This window comes from Vibrio sp. 10N.286.52.F8, from assembly GCF_041468745.1.
Lineage (GTDB): Bacteria > Pseudomonadota > Gammaproteobacteria > Enterobacterales > Vibrionaceae > Vibrio > Vibrio crassostreae_C.
In genome coordinates this window covers 65,387-87,676 of record NZ_JBFRJF010000016.1, presented here as the reverse complement: position 1 = coordinate 87,676, position 22,290 = coordinate 65,387, and the positions used below count along the sequence as shown (strand labels likewise).

The 22,290-nt window shown below is 47.8% G+C and carries 8 protein-coding genes; 4 read left to right on the top strand and 4 right to left on the bottom strand.

The annotated features are described in order from the left end of the window. Positions 1-39: 39 nt before the first annotated feature. The 4 genes from AB4133_RS10220 to pfaD are packed head-to-tail and all read left to right on the top strand — an operon-like array spanning position 40 to position 17,607. A complete protein-coding gene (locus AB4133_RS10220) occupies positions 40-7,902 on the top strand; it encodes a phosphopantetheine-binding protein (protein WP_372224360.1) in 7,863 nt (2,620 codons plus the stop codon). After that, positions 7,902-9,950 (top strand): PfaB family protein, encoded by a 2,049-nt coding sequence (locus AB4133_RS10215; RefSeq protein WP_372224358.1) that lies wholly within the window; start codon positions 7,902-7,904, stop codon positions 9,948-9,950. Before AB4133_RS10220 ends, AB4133_RS10215 begins: the two co-directional genes overlap by 1 nt. Then, positions 9,947-15,931, top strand: a complete 5,985-nt coding sequence (locus AB4133_RS10210) for a beta-ketoacyl synthase N-terminal-like domain-containing protein (protein WP_372224356.1) — start codon at positions 9,947-9,949, stop codon at positions 15,929-15,931. Before AB4133_RS10215 ends, AB4133_RS10210 begins: the two co-directional genes overlap by 4 nt. A gap of 38 nt (positions 15,932-15,969) precedes the next feature. Then, positions 15,970-17,607 carry an eicosapentaenoate synthase subunit PfaD gene (gene pfaD / locus AB4133_RS10205; RefSeq protein WP_372224354.1) on the top strand — a complete coding sequence of 546 codons (1,638 nt, stop codon included), beginning with the start codon at positions 15,970-15,972 and terminating at the stop codon, positions 17,605-17,607. A 113-nt stretch (positions 17,608-17,720) separates the two neighbouring features. On the opposite strand, the gene hflX is transcribed toward pfaD, so the two are convergent. The 4 genes from hflX to AB4133_RS10185 all read right to left on the bottom strand — a co-directional run bounded on the left by hflX (position 17,721) and on the right by AB4133_RS10185 (position 22,270). Next, entirely contained in the window at positions 17,721-19,088 is a 1,368-nt protein-coding gene (gene hflX, locus AB4133_RS10200) for a GTPase HflX (protein WP_017071725.1), read from the bottom strand. Between the two features lie 270 nt (positions 19,089-19,358). After that, positions 19,359-20,471 carry an ABC transporter ATP-binding protein gene (locus tag AB4133_RS10195; protein ID WP_372224352.1) on the bottom strand — a complete coding sequence of 371 codons (1,113 nt, stop codon included), beginning with the start codon at positions 20,469-20,471 and terminating at the stop codon, positions 19,359-19,361. A gap of 6 nt (positions 20,472-20,477) precedes the next feature. Then, positions 20,478-21,335, bottom strand: a complete 858-nt coding sequence (locus AB4133_RS10190) for a carbohydrate ABC transporter permease (RefSeq protein WP_009848502.1) — start codon at positions 21,333-21,335, stop codon at positions 20,478-20,480. After that, entirely contained in the window at positions 21,332-22,270 is a 939-nt protein-coding gene (locus AB4133_RS10185; RefSeq protein ID WP_017060634.1) for a carbohydrate ABC transporter permease, read from the bottom strand. Before AB4133_RS10185 ends, AB4133_RS10190 begins: the two co-directional genes overlap by 4 nt. Positions 22,271-22,290: the final 20 nt, after the last annotated feature.

Here is a 22,290-nt window from a genome sequence, read left to right as displayed (position 1 = left end):
CACGACATCGCCCTCAGTGATTTCAAGTGGAGACTCATAATGAGCCAACCCGAAAAAAATACACCGGAATCAGTCGACGACACTCGACTTAATAAACGTCTTAAAGACATGCCTATTGCTATCGTTGGTATGGCAAGCATGTTTGCGAACTCTCGCTACCTAAACAAATTCTGGGATTTGATCAGCGAAAAGATCGATGCAATTACCGAAGTGCCTGATACACACTGGCGCCCAGAAGATTACTACGATTCAGATCGTACTACGCCAGACAAATCTTACTGTAAGCGCGGTGGCTTCATCCCAGAAGTTGACTTCAACCCTATGGAATTCGGCCTTCCGCCAAATATCCTAGAACTGACTGATACGTCACAGCTGCTATCTCTGATCGTGGCAAAAGAAGTACTTGAAGATGCGAAACTTCCTGAAGGTTACGATCGCGATAAGATCGGTATTACACTCGGTGTAGGCGGTGGTCAGAAGATCGCTCAAAGCTTGAATGCTCGTCTTCAATACCCTGTTTTGAAAAAAGTCTTCAAGAGCAGTGGCATCAACGACGAAGACAGCGAAATGCTGATCAAAAAATTCCAAGACCAATACATCCACTGGGAAGAGAACTCATTCCCTGGTTCATTAGGTAACGTAATTTCAGGTCGTATTGCTAACCGCTTTGACCTTGGTGGCATCAACTGTGTAGTAGATGCTGCGTGTGCAGGTTCTCTAGCCGCAATGCGCATGGCACTGAGCGAGCTGGTTGAAGGCCGCAGTGAAATGATGATCACTGGTGGTGTGTGTACTGATAACTCACCAACCATGTACATGAGCTTCTCTAAAACCCCAGCATTCACTACAAACGAAACCATTCAACCTTTCGACATCGATTCAAAAGGCATGATGATTGGTGAAGGCATCGGCATGGTTGCTCTTAAGCGCCTTGAAGATGCTGAACGTGACGGCGACAGAATCTACTCAGTGATTAAAGGTGTCGGTTCTTCTTCGGATGGTAAGTTCAAGAGTATTTACGCGCCTCGCCCTGAAGGACAAGCAAAAGCACTCAAACGTGCTTATGATGATGCAGGTTTCGCACCGCACACGCTTGGCCTACTAGAAGCGCACGGCACAGGTACTGCAGCAGGCGATGTTGCTGAATTTGGTGGCTTAAACTCGGTATTCAGTGAGAACAATGAAGAGAAGCAACACATTGCGTTAGGCTCTGTGAAATCTCAAATTGGTCACACTAAATCAACCGCGGGTACTGCAGGTTTAATCAAAGCTGCCTTAGCACTGCACCACAAAGTACTGCCGCCAACGATTAACGTATCGGCTCCGAATCCTAAACTGGATATCGAAAACTCGCCGTTCTACCTAAACACACAAACGCGCCCTTGGATGAAACGTGTCGACGGCACACCACGCCGTGCAGGTATCAGCTCATTCGGTTTTGGTGGCACTAACTTCCACGTGGTATTGGAAGAGTACACACCAGAGCACACTCGCGGTGACAAATACCGTCAACGCCAAGTGCCGCAAACTCTGTTATTCAGCGCAGAATCTCGTCAAGCACTGATCAATGAACTTAAACAGGTTTCAACTCAAACTGCAGATGCAGCGTTCAAACTGGAAGCGCTTGCTGAGCAACACGCTCTACGCGAAGTTGACGCTAAGCATGCTCGTCTTGGTTTAGTTGTCACTGACCAAGCAGACCTTCAAGCGCAACTGACTCAAGCGATTCCTATGCTTGAGAGCCAAACCAAAGCACATTGGCAGATGCCAAACGGTACTAGCTACCGTGAGTCAGCACTGATTGCTGAAAACGGCACTAGTAAAGTAGCAGCGCTATTTGCAGGTCAAGGTTCGCAATATCTCAACATGGGTCGCGAGCTTGCTTGTCATTACCCAGAGATGCGCCAACAGCTTGCTCAAGCGGACCAAGTATTTGGTCAGCACAAGAAGACGGCTCTGTCCCAAATTCTATTCCCCATTCCAACCTTCACACCAGAAGCAACCAAAGCTCAAGAAGCGGTGTTAACCAACACGGCCAATGCGCAAAGTGCAATTGGTACTGTGTCTATGGGTCAGTTCGACATCATGACTCAAGCTGGCTTCAAAGCAGACATGGTTGCAGGCCACAGCTTTGGTGAACTAAGCGCACTATGTGCTTCGGGTGTTATCTCGCAAGACGATTACTACCAACTAGCTTTCGCTCGTGGCGATGCGATGGCGGCGACACCTGAACAAGGCGACAGCGGTACTATGTTTGCGGTCATTCTAGACGCAGACAAACTTCCAGCCGTTGAAAGCTGCATCAGCCAATTCGAAGGCGTGAGCATTGCCAACTACAACGCTCCGACTCAATTGGTTATTGCTGGTCCAACAGCAACCGTTCAGCAGGCAGCCCAAGCGCTAACTGAGCAAGGCTTCAAAGCAATTGCTCTGCCAGTATCTGGTGCTTTCCACACCCCGCTTGTTGCTCATGCTCAAAAGCCATTTGCAGCTGCAATTGATAAAGCTTCATTTAGCGCTCCAACGCTGCCGCTTTACTCAAACGCAACGGGCAAACTGCACAGCAAAGACGCTAAAGCGATTAAGAAAGCATTCAAACAACACATGCTGCAATCGGTTCGTTTCAGCGAGCAAATTGAAGCGATGTATGAAGCAGGCGCGCGCGTATTCGTTGAGTTCGGTCCGAAAAACATTCTTCAAAAGCTGGTTGAGAAAACACTGGCTGATAAAAACGAAGAACTTTACGCAATCAGCATCAACCCAAGCCCTAAAGGAGACAGTGACCAACAGCTTCGTTTAGCTGCGGTTCAACTGTGCGTGACAGGTGTTTCATTAGACAACATTGACCCTTACCAAGCTGACATTGCTGAACCTGCAAAGGCATCACCAATGAACATCAAGCTGAATGCAACCAACTACATCAGCCCTGCTACTCGTAAGAAAATGGATCAATCATTGGCTTCGGGCAACGTCACCGAAAAGACTGAGATTGTTGAAGTGAAAGTTGAAGTCGAGAAAATCGTGGAAAAAGAAGTGATTAAAACAGAAATCGTTGAAGTACCTGTGGCTGCTCCTCAAGCTTCAAATGTACAACAGTCAGTTGCTCCGGCACCAAGTGCACAAGTAGCAACAGCTACTCCACAATCACAAGTGGTTCAAACAGCCCCAGCGACTAGTCAGCCTGCAGCTCAAGTAACGGTTGATGAGTCTTCACTGCAATCGTTCTTCAATGCTCAACAACAAGCAGCAGAAGTACATCAGCAGTTCCTTGCAATTCCTCAGCAATACGGTGACACGTTCAACACCCTAATGTCTGAGCAAGCGAAAATGGCAACAGCAGGCGTAGCAATTCCTGAGAACCTACAGCGTTCTATGGAAATGTTCCACCAGCACCAAGCTGAAACGCTAAAAGCTCACGCTCATTACCTAGAGATGCAAGCACACAGCAACAACTCAGCACTTAATATGCTGACGCAAGGTTCAGTACAAACGGCACAACCAACCTTCGTTGCTTCTGTAAATGCTCAGCCTGCGATTCAAGCTCCAGCTCCAGCTACTCTAACTACTACTCCAGCAGCTATCGTTCAACAGCCTGTAGCTCAAGTACAAGCGACTGCTGTCCAAGCCGCACCAGTTCAAGCTCAGTCTGTTCAAGTTACGCCAGTACAGAAAGCAGCTCCTGCACCACAAGTAGCGGCTCAAGCAGCAGCACCTGTTGCAGCTCAACCTGTGCCAGTTAAAGCGCAACCAGCTCCTGTGGCTGTACCAGTAGCAGTACAATCAGCCGATGCTGAAAAAGTGATGCTAGAAGTGGTCGCTGAGAAAACCGGTTACCCAACGGAAATGCTTGATCTAGAAATGGACATGGAAGCAGATCTTGGTATCGACTCAATCAAGCGCGTAGAGATCCTTGGTACCGTTCAAGACGAAATGCCAAACCTACCTGAGCTGAACCCTGAAGATTTAGCTGAGTGTCGTACTCTTGGTGAAATCGTTACCTACATGAACAGCAAGATGCCTTCTGGAGTTTCAACTAATGAAGCTGCACCAGTTCAAGCAGCTGCTGTAGTTAATGGTCTTGATGCAAAAATCGTTCAACAAACCATGCTAGAAGTGGTTGCTGAGAAGACAGGTTACCCAACGGAAATGCTTGATCTAGAAATGGATATGGAAGCAGACCTTGGTATCGATTCAATCAAGCGTGTTGAGATTCTTGGTACGGTTCAAGATGAACTGCCTACTCTTCCAGAGCTAAACCCTGAAGACTTAGCTGAGTGTCGTACTCTTGGCGAAATCGTTGCTTACATGAACAGCAAGCTTCCGGCTTCTGCTCCAGTCTCTTCACAAGCACCAGTAGTTGCTCCGGCAACAGCTAGCAATGGTCTAGATGCGGCTGTCGTTCAAAAAACCATGTTAGAAGTGGTAGCAGAGAAGACGGGCTACCCGACTGAAATGCTAGATCTAGAAATGGACATGGAAGCAGACCTTGGTATCGACTCAATCAAACGTGTTGAAATTCTAGGTACGGTTCAAGATGAACTGCCTACTCTTCCAGAACTAAACCCTGAAGACTTAGCTGAATGTCGCACTCTAGGCGAAATCGTAGCCTACATGAACAGCAAGCTTCCAGCTTCTGCTCCAGTAGCAGCTCAAGCATCTGCGCCAGCAGTATCAAACGGTTTAAACGCAGAACAAGTTCAAAGCACAATGTTGAGCGTAGTAGCGGATAAAACGGGCTACCCAACAGAAATGCTCGACCTAGCAATGGACATGGAAGCTGACCTTGGCATCGACTCAATCAAACGTGTTGAGATCCTTGGTACGGTTCAAGACCAACTACCAACCTTGCCAGAGCTAAACCCTGAAGACCTAGCTGAGTGTCGTACTCTGGGTGAAATCGTTGCTTACATGAATACTAAAAGCATGAACAGCAAGCTAGGCGCTAATGAAGATCCTAACGCAACACCGGCTCCAGAAGTCGCTGCAGCAACTGTAGAAAGCACGAGCAACGACCTAAACCCTGCTCACGTTCAATCAACTATGATGGAAGTGGTTGCCGACAAAACAGGCTACCCAGCAGAAATGCTCGACCTAGCGATGGACATGGAAGCTGACCTTGGTATCGATTCGATTAAACGCGTTGAGATCTTGGGTACGGTTCAAGACCAGCTACCAACGCTGCCAGAGCTAAACCCTGAAGACTTAGCTGAGTGTCGTACTCTTGGTGAAATCGTTACCTACATGCAAAGCAAGCTATCCGTTGCTGCACCTGTAGCGACTGCTAAAGCTGAATCAGTAACGCCTATCGCAGAAACAGCGACAGCGGAACTTCCTCCACACAATGAGGTAGCGCTAAAAAAGCTACCAGCGGCAGATAAACTCGTCGATTGTTTCTCAAAAGACGCTTGTGTCGTGATCACAGATGATGGTCACAACGCCGGTGTTCTAGCAGAAAAGTTGACCGCTAACGGCATTCAAGTTGCTGTAGTGCGTAGTGCTCTTTCTGCCGCGTCACCTTTAAACAGTGAAATCGCAAGCTACACACTCAACAGCGTCGATGATGCTGGTGTGACTGCAATTATTAACGACATCGAAGCAGACCTTAAAACGTCGAACAAAGTGATTGCTGGCTTCATTCACCTACAAGCTATCGTTGATGCTAAACAAAGCAACGAGCAAGCGGTTAACTTGAATGCAGACTCAAGAGCTTCACTGACGACAGCGTTCTTATTCGCCAAGCACCTAAATGGCCAACTGAATGCCGTTTCTGGTCGTAGCGTGTTCTTCACACTAAGCCGTATCGATGGTGGCTTTGGTTACCTAGATACTAAGCAATTAGCGAATGCAGAACTTAACCAAGCGGCCCTATCTGGTCTAACTAAGACACTGAGCCATGAATGGTCAAACGTATTCTGCCGTGCATTGGATGCTGACGCTTCTATTGATGCTCGTCACCTAGCTGAAGCTATCACAGGTGAACTGTTCGATATCGATACCAACACGGTTGAAATCGGCCTTAGCCATACGGAAAACGGTGAATCTGGTCGTGCAACACTGATTGCGACAACACCAGGCGCTGCACAAACTAAAAACACAGGCGCTCAACTCACCAAGAGCGACAAAGTTCTCGTAACTGGTGGCGCTAAAGGCGTGACGTTTGAATGTGCACTGACGCTTGCTAAGCAATGTAAATCTCATTTCGTTCTTGCAGGTCGTAGTAAGCATATTACTTCAGTTGAGCTACCTCAGTGGGCACAAGGTAAGCAAGAGAAAGAGCTAAAACCAGCGGCTATCGCTCACCTACAAGCAACAGGTGACAAACCAACGCCGAAGAAAGTAGATGCCTTGCTAAAACCTGTATTGAGCAGCCTTGAAATCAACGCAGCACTTGCCGCTTTCAATGAGATCGGCGCGAGCGCTGAATACCTAAGCCTAGATGTATCGAACCATGAGTCAGTAGCAAAAACACTGGCAAACTTCGAAGGCATCACAGGTCTTATCCACGGTGCAGGTGTACTGGCTGACAAGCATATTCAAGACAAAACGCTTGATGAACTGAACATGGTTTACGGCACCAAAGTGGGCGGACTAGAAGCGGTTCTTGGTGGTCTTGATAGCAGCAAGCTAAAACTGATTGCGATGTTCTCTTCGGCGGCGGGTTTCTACGGAAACACAGGCCAAAGCGATTACTCAATGTCCAACGAGATCCTGAACAAAGCGGCTCTACAGCTGTCTGCTCGTAACCCTCAAGCGAAAGTGATGAGCTTCAACTGGGGACCGTGGGACGGTGGCATGGTCAACGCAGCACTGAAACGTATGTTTACAGAGCGCGGTGTGTACGTAATTCCTCTTCAGGCGGGTGCAGAGCTATTTAGTTCTCAACTACTGAACGAAACTGGCATTCAACTGCTGGTTGGTACGAGCATGCAAGGTTCTAACAACAAGGAAGCTGCTGTAAAAAAGCTTAATGCGGAGTCTGTGCACCTTGCAGAGAGTCCGCTGAATACAAGCATTACTGTGACACGTCATCTTGATCCAAAGGCATTGCCTTTCATTCAAGATCACTGCATTGCCGGTAACCCAGTGTTACCGACAGTGTGTGCCATCCAATGGATGCGTGAAGTCGCAGAGCAACTGTTAGGGGTGAACGTTAGCGTTCACAACTACAAACTGCTGAAAGGTGTGATTTTTGATACTGATGAAGTGAAAGAGCTGAAACTGGTTCTTTCCTCTGATGCTAAATCAAAAGATCAGCTAAAAGCAGTAATCAGCTGCCAAGGACGACCACAGTATCAAGCTCAGTTGCAAATCGCTGCTGTGCAAGTGTCTGAATATGTTCAACAAGCGTCGACAAAGCGCTTTGAAGCCAACACTTCAGCACCTGTAACAACGGCACAAGCTCTATACAGTGACGGCACTCTGTTTCACGGACCAAGACTGCAAGGTATTACCTCAGTCGAACGCTTTGACGACTTAGGCTTATTGGCTCAATGCCAGTTGCCTCAGATTGAAAACAGCGACTGCGGATCATTTATTCCGAAGCAAGGCTTTGGCGATAGCCAACCATTTGCTGAAGATTATCTGTTGCAAGCAATGCTGGTATGGGCTCGATTGAAGTACGGCGCGGCAAGTCTACCGTCTGCAATTGGTGAGTTTGTTTGTTACGCACCGATGCACAATGGTGACCAAGGTTGGCTAGAACTGAGCGTGATAAAAAGCACGGCTCGTTCACTGCAGGCTGATATCTCGCTTTACCACCAAGATGGTCGTTTAAGTGCGGTAATGAAAGGTGCCAAAGTCACCATCAGCAAGAGCTTAAACGACGCATTTTTGCCGAAGTCTAGCTCTGCAGTATCGAAAAAAGAGGCGACTAAGAACGCAGAAAAGGAGCAATTGTCATAGTGACTGTTCCTACTAATAAAGCGATGCCATTGCGCATCGCTCTTTTAGCTCAGCCAGCAAATGCGGCTGAGCTTTCTGCCGACTTATCACCTTCGCTTCCAGAGATTGTTACTGTTGTGGTTGATGGCAATTTTAATCAAGCACTTACTCACGCCATCGAGGCAGTCAATCAAGGTGGCGTGGTTAAGCTCTGTTTGGATTCTCACTCACCATCATTGTTGATGTTGAGTGCGCTGAATGCTGCTCAAAACAAGATTCATCCACACGCTTATCTAGCGGGTTTTGTAGATACAGCTACTGGAGATAGCGTTCAGCTTGCTCTGGATATTGCGCGCCGCCCCGCTACAGATTTAAGTCATCAACAGCAACACTCTGACTTATCGGCTTCGCAGCAGTTTGATGAATTGTTGAATATAGTTAATGCGATATCGAGCCGTTCATTACCGAGCCATTCATTACCTAACCATTACTGGTTCACTGAGCCAAACAAAGCACGTGTTGCTGCGTTAACTTTCAGTGACGATAGCCCAAAAGCCACCAGCCTGATATTGACTCAAGCGACCGGTTTGCACGAGCCAAAGCCCTTGCTATCCAGCGAGCGTTTGATGTTTGTAGTTTCTGGCAATGACCAAGCCGAACTGGTTTCTCAGTTAACCTCGTTAAGAGAAGAGCTTAAATGCGTTAACGAATCGGCAGACCATGAACTTGCTATCGCCAGCGTGATGCATTCAAACCTAAGCCACTTTCAAAGCGTTCAACACCATGCTGGCCGTGGTGCGAACATCGTGATTCAAGCCGCTTCAATTGAGGCTGCACTACAAGAGATCACCGCGATAGAAAATGCGTTGCCAAAAGTAGTGGGTGACAATAGCCACTACAAAACGCCAGCAGGCAGTTGTTTCTCACCGATGTCTCAAAGCAAAGGTGGCGTTGCATTTGTTTACCCTGGTGTTGGCACGGTTTATCCCGGCATGTTGCGCGAATTTCACCACCATTTCCCACAGTTATTTGCTCGCTTAGAACGCGAAGGTAACTTGAAAGAGATGCTGCAGGCTGACAAAACCTACGCAGAAAACTCGCAAGAAATGTCGCTCAGTGAATTGGCAATTGCAGGTGTCGGCAGTAGTTATTTACTAACGCAGCTCTTGTGTGATGAATTCAAAGTGCAGCCAGATTTCGCTTTGGGTTACTCCAAGGGTGAAGCCTCCATGTGGGCCAGCTTAAATGTTTGGAAAAATCCGCATGCGCTGATTGAGATGACTCAAACCAGTCCTATCTTCACCACGGCTATTTCTGGCGAACTCACCGCAGTACGTCAAGATTGGCAGCTGAACGGCGACGAAAGCATCCAATGGAATAGCTTTGTGGTTCGCAGTGATGCGCAAGCGATTGAGGCTCTGTTACCAGAGTTTCCACGTGCTTACCTTGCCATTATCCAAGGTGACACTTGCGTACTGGCAGGCTGTGAAAGCACCTGTCGTGCTCTGCTCAAGAAACTGGGTAAACGTGGCATTGCCGCGAATCGTGTTACCGCAATGCACACCACACCGGCATTGAGCCAACATAGCCAAGTGCGTGAGTTTTACACACAACCACTGTTCGACGAATTGCCAAAGCATATCCGCTTTATCAGCGCAGCAGGTCTACCGACTGGCGAACCAATCAATATAGACAGCGACAGCATCGCCCTTTCGATTGCCGACACTTTCTGTTCGACGCTGGATTTCACCGCGTTGATCCAGAGTGCGCGTCAACAAGGTGCTCGCCTGTTTGTTGAAGTGGGTGCCGATCGTCAAACCAGCACATTGATCGACAAGATCAATCGTAGCGACAACGTAGCAGACCAGTACTGCTCAATCGCTTCCAATGCCAAAGGCGGTGATGATGTTGTCACGCTCATCAAATGCATTGGTCAGCTCATTACTCATCAAATTCCACTGTCTGTCGAGCCACTTATTCAAGGGCTAGAACAACAGATCACCACCGCTAAGCAATTAAGTGGTGTGTCTCAATGCAGCGCAGTGAATCATCAAGGAGAGCTAGTATGAGTTCTCAATCGAAGCCATCTCAATATCAAGCTCAAACTAAGAATAAGCAGCAAGTGAAGTGCAATAAGATCGCGATTGTTGGTATTGCTAACCAGTATCCAGAAGCGGATACGCCAAAAGACTTTTGGCAAAACTTGCTAGATAAAAAAGATTCTCGCACCACATTAAGCGCTGAAAAGTTAGGTGCTAAACCTGAAAGCTATCAGGGCGTGCAAGGCGAATCAGACCGCTTTTACTGTGATAAAGGCGGCTACATCGAAAACTTCAATTTCGACAGCAATGGCTACCGCTTAACAGCTGAGTCATTCAACGGTGTTGACCAAAGTTTCCTATGGGCTTTGGACACCAGTCGTAAGGCTTTAGTCGACGCTGGCATTGATCTGAATGCCGATGTTTTAGAGCGCACAGGCGTGATCATGGGTGCCCTTTCGTTCCCAACCACACGCTCAAACGATCTGTTTCTGCCGATGTATCACTCGGTGGTCGAGAAAGCACTACAAGCTAAATTGGCTAATGACCAGTTTTCACTGCTGCCAACCAATGAAACCGTGCAAGACCTCAACCCGATCAACGGTGCGGCAGCACACAACGCCTCTAAGTTAGTGGCTGATGCATTGGGTTTAGGCAACGTCCAACTTAGCCTAGATGCCGCATGTGCAAGTTCCGTGTATTCATTGAAGTTAGCGTGTGATTACTTGAACACGGGCAAAGCCGACATGATGTTGGCGGGCGCAGTATCCGGTGCTGACCCATTCTTTATCAACATGGGTTTTTCCATCTTCCACGCTTACCCTGACCACGGTGTTTCGGTTCCGTTTGATAGCAACAGTAAAGGTCTGTTTGCTGGCGAAGGTGCCGGTGTTTTAGTCCTAAAACGCTTAGCTGATGCAGAACATGATGGCGACAATATCTATGCAGTTGTCAGTGGTATTGGCTTGTCGAACGATGGCCGTGGCCAGTTCGTATTAAGCCCAAACAGCAAAGGACAAGTACAAGCCTTTGAACGCGCTTACGAGGCTTCAAACCTAACACCAGACAGCATTGAAGTGATTGAGTGTCACGCAACTGGCACACCATTAGGTGACAAGGTTGAGTTAACCTCAATGGAGCGTTTCTTTGCTGACAAATTGAATGGTTCTAACCCGCCATCGATTGGCTCTGCGAAGTCCAACCTCGGCCACTTACTGACTGCGGCGGGTATGCCGGGGATCATGAAGATGATCTTTGCGATGAAAGAAGGCGTGCTTCCTCCAAGTATTAATTTGGACAAGCCACTGTCTTCACCAGAAGGTTTATTTGGTTCACAGACCCTACCAACACAGGTTCAACCTTGGCCAAGTAAAGCGGGTAACTCAGAGCGCTGCGCGGGTGTTTCTGTATTTGGTTTCGGTGGTTGTAACGCTCACTTACTGCTTGAAGCGTATTCAGACACGAGTCATGTAACCCAGACTTTAGAGTCGGCATCTCCAAGCCTACAACCGTCTAATTTAAGCATTACTGGCCTAGCGTCTCACTTCGGTTCTCTGCAAAGTATCAACGCGCTGAGCACTGCAATTGAAACCAACAACGATGCTTTCATTGCTTTGCCTAAGAAACGCTGGAAAGGCTTAGACCAACATCCAGAACTACTGAATCAGTTTGGTTTACACGGCATTCCAAACGGAGCATACATCGATCAATTCGATCTCGATTTCCTGCGCTTTAAAGTGCCGCCTAATGAAGATGACCGTTTGATCTCTCAGCAATTGTTACTGATGAAAGTTGCAGACGAAGCCATCAAAGATGCCAAGCTTGTAGCAGGCCAAAAGGTTGCAGTACTCGTTGCGATGGAAACAGAGCTTGAGATGCACCAATTCCGTGGACGCGTAAACCTGCATAGCCAACTGGCTGACAGCTTTGCCAACATGGGTATTGAGCTAACACAAGACGAATACCAATCGCTAGAAACCATCGCGATGGACAGTGTGATGGACGCAGCCAAGCTGAACCAATACACCAGTTTCATCGGCAACATCATGGCTTCGCGTATCTCTTCATTGTGGGACTTTAACGGCCCTGCCTTTACGATTTCAGCCGCTGAACAGTCAGTTGCTCGTTGTATCGATGTCGCGCAAAACCTCATGTCGCAAGAATCCATGGACGCCGTTGTGATTGCAGCCGTCGACCTAAGCGGCAGTGCGGAACATGTGATTCTCAAGAACAGCGTGAGCCCAGTGTCACTTTCTCCAAAGTTCGGCCAACCGCAAGACGGCAATTGGAATGTCGGCGAAGGCGCAGGTGCAATTGTTCTTGTTGAAGATAGTCAAGTAGCGAGCAACCAAGATACGGCTTACGGCAGCATCAACGCATTGGCCTTTGGTTCAAGCGAGAATAACAACGCCGTTGCTGATGAGTTACTGACTCAAGTCGGTATGAGCTCGAACGATGTTTCTCTGCTTGAGCTTAACCATGCACCAGAGTCTTCGTCATATCAGTCTTCGTCTCTAAGTTTAGCGAGCACAAGGACGACTCAAGCGAGTCAACGTGTTGGTCATTGCTCTGCTGCTTCTGGCATGGCAAGCCTACTACACGGTCTGCTCAACCTGAACCATGAGCCACTGAATCCAAATGTCCGCTCTAAGAACGCGATTGTTGCCAACATCAGCGAAGGCCAATGTTCGCAGCTGTTACTGAGCCAATCGAGTGTTGAATCTCAATCACTTTCCGTTCGTTTAAGCAATGAACTGGCGAGCGATGCTAAACGTCAATTAGTTAAGCAAGTGACTCTTGGTGGTCGTGATATCTATCAACATATTGCCCAAACCCCAGTGACCAACTTGGCAACGATTCAACAGAAAGCTTCTGGTAAACAAGCAACAAGAGTGGCGTCGATTCCAACGACAGCAAGCATTCAAGCAGCTCTTGTGCAAAAAGAGTTAGAGAAGAAAGCATTAGCGCAGAACGCGGTAGAGCCAGTCATCGAAACTCCTACATCAGTATCCCCTACTCTGGCGCCAACTCGCCACAGTCAGCTAACAGGTAACCACAGCAATATGACTCATGTCCTATCCGCTAAAAATGACGTGTCTCAAATCGACGCCAATACGGATGCAGCATTACAGCCGTCTGTAACACCACACAACCAAGCTTTTGCTCAAAATCAGCAAGCAGCTCAGCAAGTACACAAAGCATTCCTGCACACTCGTGCCCAAGGCATGCAAATGGCTGATGCGCTATTAAAAGCACAGCTAAACGCAGTGACATCTGGTTTAGATAGCAATGCCCTTTCTCAACAAACGAATGGTCAACAAACATCAGCTCAGTCTGTTCAAGCTCAACCGGCTCAGGTTCAGTCAGAGCCAGTAAATGTACTTGCGACACCAGCACCAGTAAAACCTATCCGTAAACCATGCATTTGGGATTACGATGATCTGGTTGAATACGCTGAAGGCGACATCGCCAATGTATTTGGCCCTGACTACGCGATCATCGATAGCTACTCGCGCCGCGTTCGCCTACCAACTACAGACTACCTATTGGTATCTCGTGTTACTAAGCTCAACGCGACAGTGAATGAGTACAAGCCAAGCACTATGACCACAGAGTACGACATCCCAGTTGATGCGCCGTATCTTGTTGATGGTCAAATCCCTTGGGCAGTGGCGGTAGAATCAGGTCAGTGTGACCTCATGCTGATCAGCTACTTAGGCATTGATTTCGAAAACAAAGGCGAACGTGTTTATCGCCTGCTTGATTGTACGCTGACCTTCCTTGGCGACTTGCCTCGTGGTGGCGATACGCTGCGTTACGACATCTCAATCAACAGCTTTGCTCGCAATGGCGACACGCTACTGTTCTTCTTCTCGTACGAATGTTTCGTTGGCGACAAGATGATCCTGAAAATGGATAACGGTTGTGCAGGCTTCTTCACTGACGAAGAGCTGGCTGACGGCAAAGGTGTTATTCACACTGAAGATGAAATCAAGGCTCGTAAGCTTGCAACTAAGCAACGCTTCGACCCTATGTTGCACTGCCCTAAAACCCAGTTTAACCACCAAGAATTACGTCATCTACTGACTGCTAACATTGCAGAGTGTTTTGGCCCGACTCACCAATCTGATCGCCACCAGCCTTCTTTGTGCTTCAGCGCAGAGAAGTTCATGATGATCGAAAAGGTTAGCCGTGTTGAACCGCAAGGTGGCACATGGGGACTTGGTCTGATTGAAGGTCACAAACAGCTAGAGCCTGAGCACTGGTACTTCCCTTGTCACTTCAAAGATGACTCAGTAATGGCTGGCTCTTTGATGGCAGAAGGTTGTGGTCAACTGCTGCAATTCTTCATGATGCACCTTGGCATGCACACGCTTGTTCAAAATGGTCGTTTCCAACCGCTTGAAAATGCCCCTCAACAAGTACGCTGTCGTGGTCAAGTTCTACCACAATCGGCAGAACTGACTTACCGCATGGAAGTGACCGAGATTGGTCTAAGCCCTCGCCCATACGCGAAAGCTAACATCGATATTTTACTGAATGGCAAAGTGATTGTTGATTTCCAAAACTTGGGTGTGATGATCAAAGAAGATGACGAATGTACTCGTTACCTGCCTTCTTTAGAAACAGCTGTCGCGACCCCTGTTATCGAAAACTTGGACCATAAAAGCTTGGGCCATACACCCGCCATTAATCAGCAGGCTTCAGCAAATGCGCCGTTGATGGCGCAAATTGAAGACCTAGAAACAGCGCCAAATAAAGGCGTGATTCCTCTTCAACATGTTGAAGCTCCGGTAACGCCTGATTACCCGAACCGCACACCCGATACGGTTCCATTCACGCCATACCACATGTTCGAATTCGCGACTGGCGACATCGAAAAATGTTTCGGCCCTGATTTCTCTATCTACCGTGGGATGATTCCACCACGTACTCCGTGTGGCGACTTGCAGTTAACCACTCGTGTCGTTGAGATCGACGGCAAGCGTGGCGACTTCAAGAAACCTTCATCGTGTATCGCTGAATACGAAGTGCCAGAAAATGCATGGTACTTTGATGAAAACAGCCACCATACCTTGATGCCTTACTCGGTGTTGATGGAGATTTCACTGCAGCCAAACGGCTTCATCTCTGGCTACATGGGCACCACACTAGGCTTCCCAGGTGAAGAACTGTTTTTCCGTAACCTAGACGGCAGCGGCAAAATGCTGCGTAACGTCGACTTGCGTGGCAAAACGATCACCAACGATTCTCGCCTGCTTTCAACCGTAATGATGGGTACAAACATCGTACAGAGCTTTAGCTTCGAACTGAGCACTGACGGCGTGCCATTCTACGAAGGTACAGCGGTATTTGGTTACTTCAAAGGCGCAGCACTGAAAGACCAACTGGGTTTGGACAACGGTAAGGTGACTCATCCTTGGCACGTTGATAACAAGCGCACGCCGGATGTAAACATCAACCTGCTAGACAAAACGACGCGTTACTTCAATGCACCTGTCTCGTCTACTGGTGAAGTACAAGAGCACTACAAATTGGCCGGCGGTCGTTTGAACTTTATCGATACCGTGCAGATCACTAGCGATGGTGGTAAAGACGGTCTTGGTTACCTATACGCTGAGCGTACGATTGACCCAAGTGATTGGTTCTTCCAATTCCACTTCCATCAAGATCCTGTAATGCCAGGTTCTCTAGGTGTCGAAGCGATCATCGAGCTGATGCAAACCTATGCGCTAAACAAAGATCTTGGCGCTGACTTCCGCAATCCAAAGTTCGGTCAAATCCAATCTGAAGTGAAATGGAAATACCGTGGTCAGATTAACCCTCTGAACAAACAGATGTCTCTCGATGTACATATCACAGCGGTTAAAGACGAAGACGGCAAACGCATCATCGTTGGTGACGCAAACCTGAGCAAAGATGGTCTGCGTATTTACGAAGTGAAAGACATCGCCATTTGTATCGAAGAAGCCCCTGCTAGCGATAAAGCTTCTGGTATCAAGAAAGCATAAGCCGCCATTAGAGACAAAGAATTAGGAAAGAATTTAGTATGACAACTCAAACTACAATTAATAATGAAAAGCTATCTCCGTGGCCTTGGCAGATTGAAGAGAACACAACTCATTTTGATAGCGCGGCAATGTCGACCATCTTAAAAGACTTAAGCCTTGCTTGTTACGTAGTGAGCCACCCAGAAAAAGGCTTAGGCGTCAGCCAACAAGCTGAAATTACATCGGGTGATTCAGCAAGTGCAGCGAACAGCCAACCTGTTAGCGCATTTGCTCCTGCACTCGGTACACAAAGCTTGGGCGACGAAGAGTTTCGTCGCTGTCATGGCGTAAAATACGCGTACTACGCAGGCGCAATGGCCAACGGCATCTCATCTGAAGAGCTTGTAATTGCGCTTGGTCAGGCAGGCATTCTTTGTTCATTTGGCGCGGCAGGCTTAATCCCGTCTCGCGTTGAGCAAGCGATCAACCGTATTCAAGCAGCGCTACCAAACGGCCCTTACGCGTTTAACCTGATTCACAGCCCAAGTGAACCTGCACTAGAGCGCGGCAGTGTAGAGCTGTTTTTGAAGCACAAAGTGAAAACGGTTGAGGCTTCAGCCTTCTTAGGTTTAACACCGCAAATTGTTCACTATCGCGCTGCTGGTCTAAGCCGTGATGCAAAAGGCGAAATCCAGATTGGCAACAAAGTCATCGCAAAAGTGAGCCGTACTGAAGTCGCAAGCAAGTTCATGCAGCCTGCTCCTGTGAAAATGCTGCAAGCTTTGGTTGATGAAGGTCGAATCACAGCAGAACAGATGGAGCTAGCACAGTTGGTTCCAATGGCGGATGACATTACTGCAGAAGCGGATTCTGGTGGTCACACCGATAACCGCCCTCTAGTTACCCTGTTACCAACGATTCTTGCGTTGAAAGAACAGGTCCAAGCTCAGTACCAATTCAAAACACCGCTGCGTGTTGGTTGTGGTGGTGGCGTCGGCACGCCTGACGCAGCTCTAGCAACGTTTAACATGGGCGCGGCATACATTGTTACTGGTTCTATTAACCAAGCCTGTGTTGAAGCTGGCGCGAGCGAACACACACGTAAGCTGCTTTCGACAACTGAAATGGCTGACGTGACTATGGCTCCGGCAGCAGACATGTTCGAAATGGGCGTGAAGCTGCAAGTGGTTAAGCGCGGTACCTTGTTCCCAATGCGTGCAAACAAGCTTTACGAGATCTACACACGTTACGACTCCATTGAAGCGATTCCAGTTGAAGAACGTCAAAAGCTAGAGAAGCAGGTATTCCGTTCAACATTGGATGACATCTGGGCAGGTACTGTTGCTCACTTTAACGAGCGCGACCCTAAACAGATCGAACGCGCTGAAGGCAACCCGAAGCGTAAAATGGCGTTGATTTTCCGCTGGTACTTGGGGCTTTCTAGCCGCTGGTCAAACACGGGCGAACAAGGTCGTGAAATGGATTATCAAGTATGGGCTGGCCCTGCACTTGGCGCATTCAACGCGTGGGCAAAAGACAGCTACCTAGATGATTACCAGCAGCGTAATGCGGTCGACCTTGCTAAGCACCTGATGCACGGTGCGGCTTACTTAGCACGTGTTAACCTGCTGACTTCGCAAGGCATCAAGCTTGATCCAGAACTAGCACGATGGAAGCCAACTCAAAGAATGGCGTAAATGACCTAAATGGACTGGTTGACGAGTAACTAATTACTCAGCGACAGGAAACAAAAAAGCGACCTTATCGGGTCGCTTTTCTTTTGGTTGTTCTTGCCAGGCTCGCTACAAAATTAAGACTTCTGCATACGCTTTTTCAAGCGCGCTAAATCAATTGCACTTGAGCGTACAGTAAGCTTGATGCATTCGTAGTCGTATTCTTCCTTCACCACACTCATGTTTGAGCGAATCTCACCGATAATGCCTTGTCCAGAATAAGGAATCGTGATCTCTTCTTCGATCATGCCTTGTTCAGCCACACCCACAATGTACTTGTGTAGTTTGGTGATATCGAGCGGGTCACGAGTCGAGGTCAGCATTGCATCTGGGAATTCTTCAATCAGCTCTAACTGTTCTTCTTCGCTCAATCTATCGCACTTGTTCAGTACCAATAGTTTTTCGCTGCCTTCAACGCCCACTTGCGCTAATACTTCGTGTACCACATCAAGCTGTGCGCGGAATGAAACATCAGAAGCATCAACCACATAAAGCAGTAATGAAGCATCATGCGCTTCTGCTAGTGTTGAGTGGAATGAAGCAACCAGATCGTGTGGCAGTTTCTTGATGAAACCCACCGTATCTGACACTAAGATACGCGGCTGAGTGATCGGCTGAAGTGCACGAACCGTGGTATCTAAGGTCGCGAATAGCTTATCTTCACCGCTCACTTCGGTTGCGGTCATAGCGCGCATCATCGAAGATTTACCCGCGTTGGTGTAGCCAACCAGAGCAACAGTGAAAAGCTCCGAACGCTGAGTGCGTCGGTTCTTCATTTCGTCTTGTACGCTAACCAGCTCACGCTTAAGTGCAGCAATTTGGTCACGTACTTTACGGCGGTCTAGCTCTAGTGAAGTTTCACCTGCACCCTGACCCATTTGACGCTCTTTATCACCGTCGGCCGTCTCACGCAGTCGAGGCACTAGGTAGTTTAGTCGAGCGATTTCAACTTGCAGACGTGCGGTACGAGTACGAGCATGACGGCTGAAGATCTCAATGATGATACCAGTACGGTCAAACACCTCGACACCCAAGTGAGCTTCTACATTACGCAGTTGAGATGGGCTCAAATCACAGTCGAATACCACTACGTCAGCAGTACCAAACTCCACGTCTTCAGATGGAAGATCATCAAAATCTAACTCATCGATACCAGCACGAAAATCAAAAGACTCATCGATAAAATCTTCATCTTCGGCTTCTTCAATCGAACCTTGGTAACCGGTTAAGTGTGCAATTTCTGCAAGCTTACCTGCACCCAACACGTTTTGTCGTTGTGTTGAACTGTGGTGCTGTGATTGTGTACCGACCACTTTAAACCCTAGGGTTGTTACTAAGCGAGCAAGTTCGGCAAGAGACTCTTTTGCTTCGTCACCTTTGAAGTCCGGTGTCGTAATAGAAATAAGTAAAGCGTTACTAGCTGAGGGTTTTGCTGTTAGTTTCATGTATTCTTCTGTTTATGCACTAATGTGCAACCTAGTATTTGGTCTAAAGTAGCGCGATCCTACGCTGTTCTCGGTCAGCTTTATAGAGCTAACGGAGGCTATTTGGCGATATTATTGCAGTTAATCCATTTATCTCGTTTATCCCTCTGTTTTCGTGAGGAAATAAAACAGGCTAAAACAACAAAAAAGACAGCATCACGTTACTTATTAGTAATTAGTGATACTGCCTTTGCTTAAGCTTAGACTCTCATTGAGCTACTGTCTCAAAAACTAAAAATCAATTCTCGCTTCAGTCTGAGCATCAAAGAATACCGCCTTTGATAAGTCAAAATGCAGCGGCGCCATTTGCCCAACTGACACTTCAAATTCTGGCGACAAGCGACATGCCACTTCTTGGTCGTTCACTTTCACCATCGCAATCGTATCTGGCCCTGTTGGTTCTAGCACTTCTAACTGCAAGTCTAGCTTGGTCGTTGCCGACACATCTTCACTTTCCTGCTCGGTAATATGTTCAGGGCGCAGGCCAATCACCACTTCTTTGCCATCTTGCTCACGCATGCTTTGTGGTAATCGAATGTGGTGCTCTTGCTCAGCTGTACCCGTTACTTTGATGATCGGATTCTGCTCATCATCCAAATCCACCATGGTCTTAATGAAGTTCATAGATGGTGAACCCATAAAGCCCGCCACGAACATGTTATTTGGCTTGGTGTAGATCTCTTGCGGCGTACCGAGTTGCTGCAGTTCACCATCTTTCATCACCGCAATACGATCCGCCAAGGTCATCGCCTCTATTTGGTCATGGGTGACGTAAACAATGGTGGTGTTAAGCTTTTGGTGAAGGCGTTTAATCTGATGACGCATTTCAACACGCAGCTTGGCATCCAAGTTAGAAAGCGGTTCATCGAACAGGTACAACTTAGGACGACGCGCTAGTGCACGTCCCATCGCGACACGCTGGCGCTGACCACCAGATAGCTGTGATGGTTTACGATCAAGCAGTTGCTCAATTTGCAGCATTTCAGCCACTCGGTTTACTTCTGCATCGATCTCTTGCTGCGGCATCTTGCGAATCTTCAAACCAAAAGCGATATTGCCGCGTACCGTCATGTTTGGATAAAGCGCGTACGACTGGAATACCATCGCGATGTCGCGGTCTTTAGGTTCAACCTGGGCCACGTCAACACCATCAATCACGATTTCACCCGAGCTAATACTCTCTAGCCCAGCGATGGTGTTCATCAAGGTGGATTTCCCACACCCCGAAGGGCCGACAAGTATCAAGAACTCCCCCGAATCGATACTGATGTCGATGCCCTTTAACGTTTCGTTGTCCGCGTTGCGATAGGTTTTACGGATCTGTTTTAAATCTAATGTTGCCATGGGTAATTATCCTTTTACTGATCCTGCCGTTAGGCCACGAACAAAATATTTTCCTGCGAAGACATACACCAACAGCGTTGGCAGCGCGGCGATGATCGCGGCAGCCATATCAACGTTGTATTCTTTAACGCCCGTGCTGGTGTTGACTAAGTTATTTAATGCTACGGTGATTGGCTGAGTCTCTGAGCCGGAATACACCACCCCGAACAAGAAATCGTTCCAGATTGCGGTGAACTGCCAGATCACCGTCACCATGATGATAGGCGTAGAGATCGGTAATAAGATCTTGAAGAAAATGGTAAAGAAGCCTGCACCATCCAGTTTTGCTGCTTTGATCAATTCATCCGGAATCGAGATGTAGAAGTTACGGAAAAACAGAGTTGTAAACGCCATGCCGTAGATAACGTGCACAATCACCAAGCCGATGGTTGTGTTCGCTAGCCCCATCTTGCCGAGCATGGTTGCCATTGGTAGTAGCACCACTTGGAACGGAATGAAGCAACCAAACAACAGTAAGCTGAAGAACAGATTCGAGCCTCGGAATTGCCATTTCGTCACTACATAACCATTGAATGCACCGAGCAATGTTGAAATCGCAACCGCAGGAATCACCATTTGGAACGAGTTCCAGAAGTAGCCTTTGATGCCTTCACATTTCACGCCCGTACAGGCGGTGTCCCACGCTTTATACCAAGCATCAAACACCCACTCTTTCGGTAAGCTCATCAAGTTACCTGCCTTGATGTCTGGCAGAGTTTTGAATGAGGTCAGCGCCATGACAAACAATGGCATTAGATACACCAAGCAGAAGAAAAGCAGTGCTGAATAAATAAAGATTCGAGCAAAATTGATGTTATTCATCATGACTTTTTCTCCCTAAGTTCAGAGTAAAGATAAGGCACGAGAATCGCTAAGATACCAGCAAGCATCATCATGGCACTGGCAGCACCAAGGCCGATTTGTCCACGCGTAAATGAGTGTGCGTACATGAATAGCGCAGGAAGATCCGATGAATAACCTGGGCCACCCGCTGTCATCGCGGTCACAAGGTCGAAACTCTTAATCGCAATGTGTGAGGTGATGATCACCGCGCTGAAAACCACAGGGCGCAAGCAAGGTAGAATGATTTTCAGATAAATAGTGGGTAAGCTTGCCCCATCAATTTGAGCGGCTTTGATGATTGAAGAATCAATGCCACGAAGGCCGGCTAAGAACATCGCCATCACGAAGCCTGACGACTGCCAAAGTGCTGCGATAACCAAGGTATAGACCGACATTTCAGAGTCGACTAACCAATCGAATTTGAAGTCGGTAAAGCCCCAATCTTGCATCAGTTTTTCAATGCCAAGACCCGGATTGAGAATCCATTTCCAAGCGGTACCCGTCACGATGAATGACAAGGCCATTGGGTATAAATAAATGGTACGAATCGCGCCTTCTTGACGGATGTTCTGGTCAAGCAATACCGCCAAACCCACACCCAACAAGATAGCAATCGCCATGAACAGAAAACCAAACACACCGAGGTTGGTGATTGAGGTGATCCAGCGATCGTTGTCCATCAGCTTTTCATATTGAGCTAAACCAACAAAGTTGAAGCTCGGTAAAAATCGAGAATTCGTAAACGACAGCGCCGCCGTCCAGAATATATAGCCGTAGATACACACCACGGTCACTAACGCGGTCGGCGCCAGTACAATCTTGGGTAACCAATGTTGCAACCTGTCAGCAAAGCTAGGCTTGGGCGCAGGCTGGCTCCTTGTGGGTTTTGGAGTCGACTCAGTCAAAACATGCTCCATAACTTATCCTTGTTGCACAA

Bases quoted from the DNA above. Each gene is read 5' to 3' on its own strand.
- AB4133_RS10220 (WP_372224360.1), top strand. From the start codon at position 40: ATGAGCCAACCCGAAAAAAATACACCGGAATCAGTCGACGACACTCGA.
- AB4133_RS10210 (WP_372224356.1), top strand. From the start codon at position 9,947: ATGAGTTCTCAATCGAAGCCATCTCAATATCAAGCTCAAACTAAGAAT.
- pfaD (WP_372224354.1), top strand. From the start codon at position 15,970: ATGACAACTCAAACTACAATTAATAATGAAAAGCTATCTCCGTGGCCT.
- hflX (WP_017071725.1), bottom strand. From the start codon at position 19,088: ATGAAACTAACAGCAAAACCCTCAGCTAGTAACGCTTTACTTATTTCT.
- AB4133_RS10195 (WP_372224352.1), bottom strand. From the start codon at position 20,471: ATGGCAACATTAGATTTAAAACAGATCCGTAAAACCTATCGCAACGCG.
- AB4133_RS10190 (WP_009848502.1), bottom strand. From the start codon at position 21,335: ATGATGAATAACATCAATTTTGCTCGAATCTTTATTTATTCAGCACTG.
- AB4133_RS10185 (WP_017060634.1), bottom strand. From the start codon at position 22,270: ATGGAGCATGTTTTGACTGAGTCGACTCCAAAACCCACAAGGAGCCAG.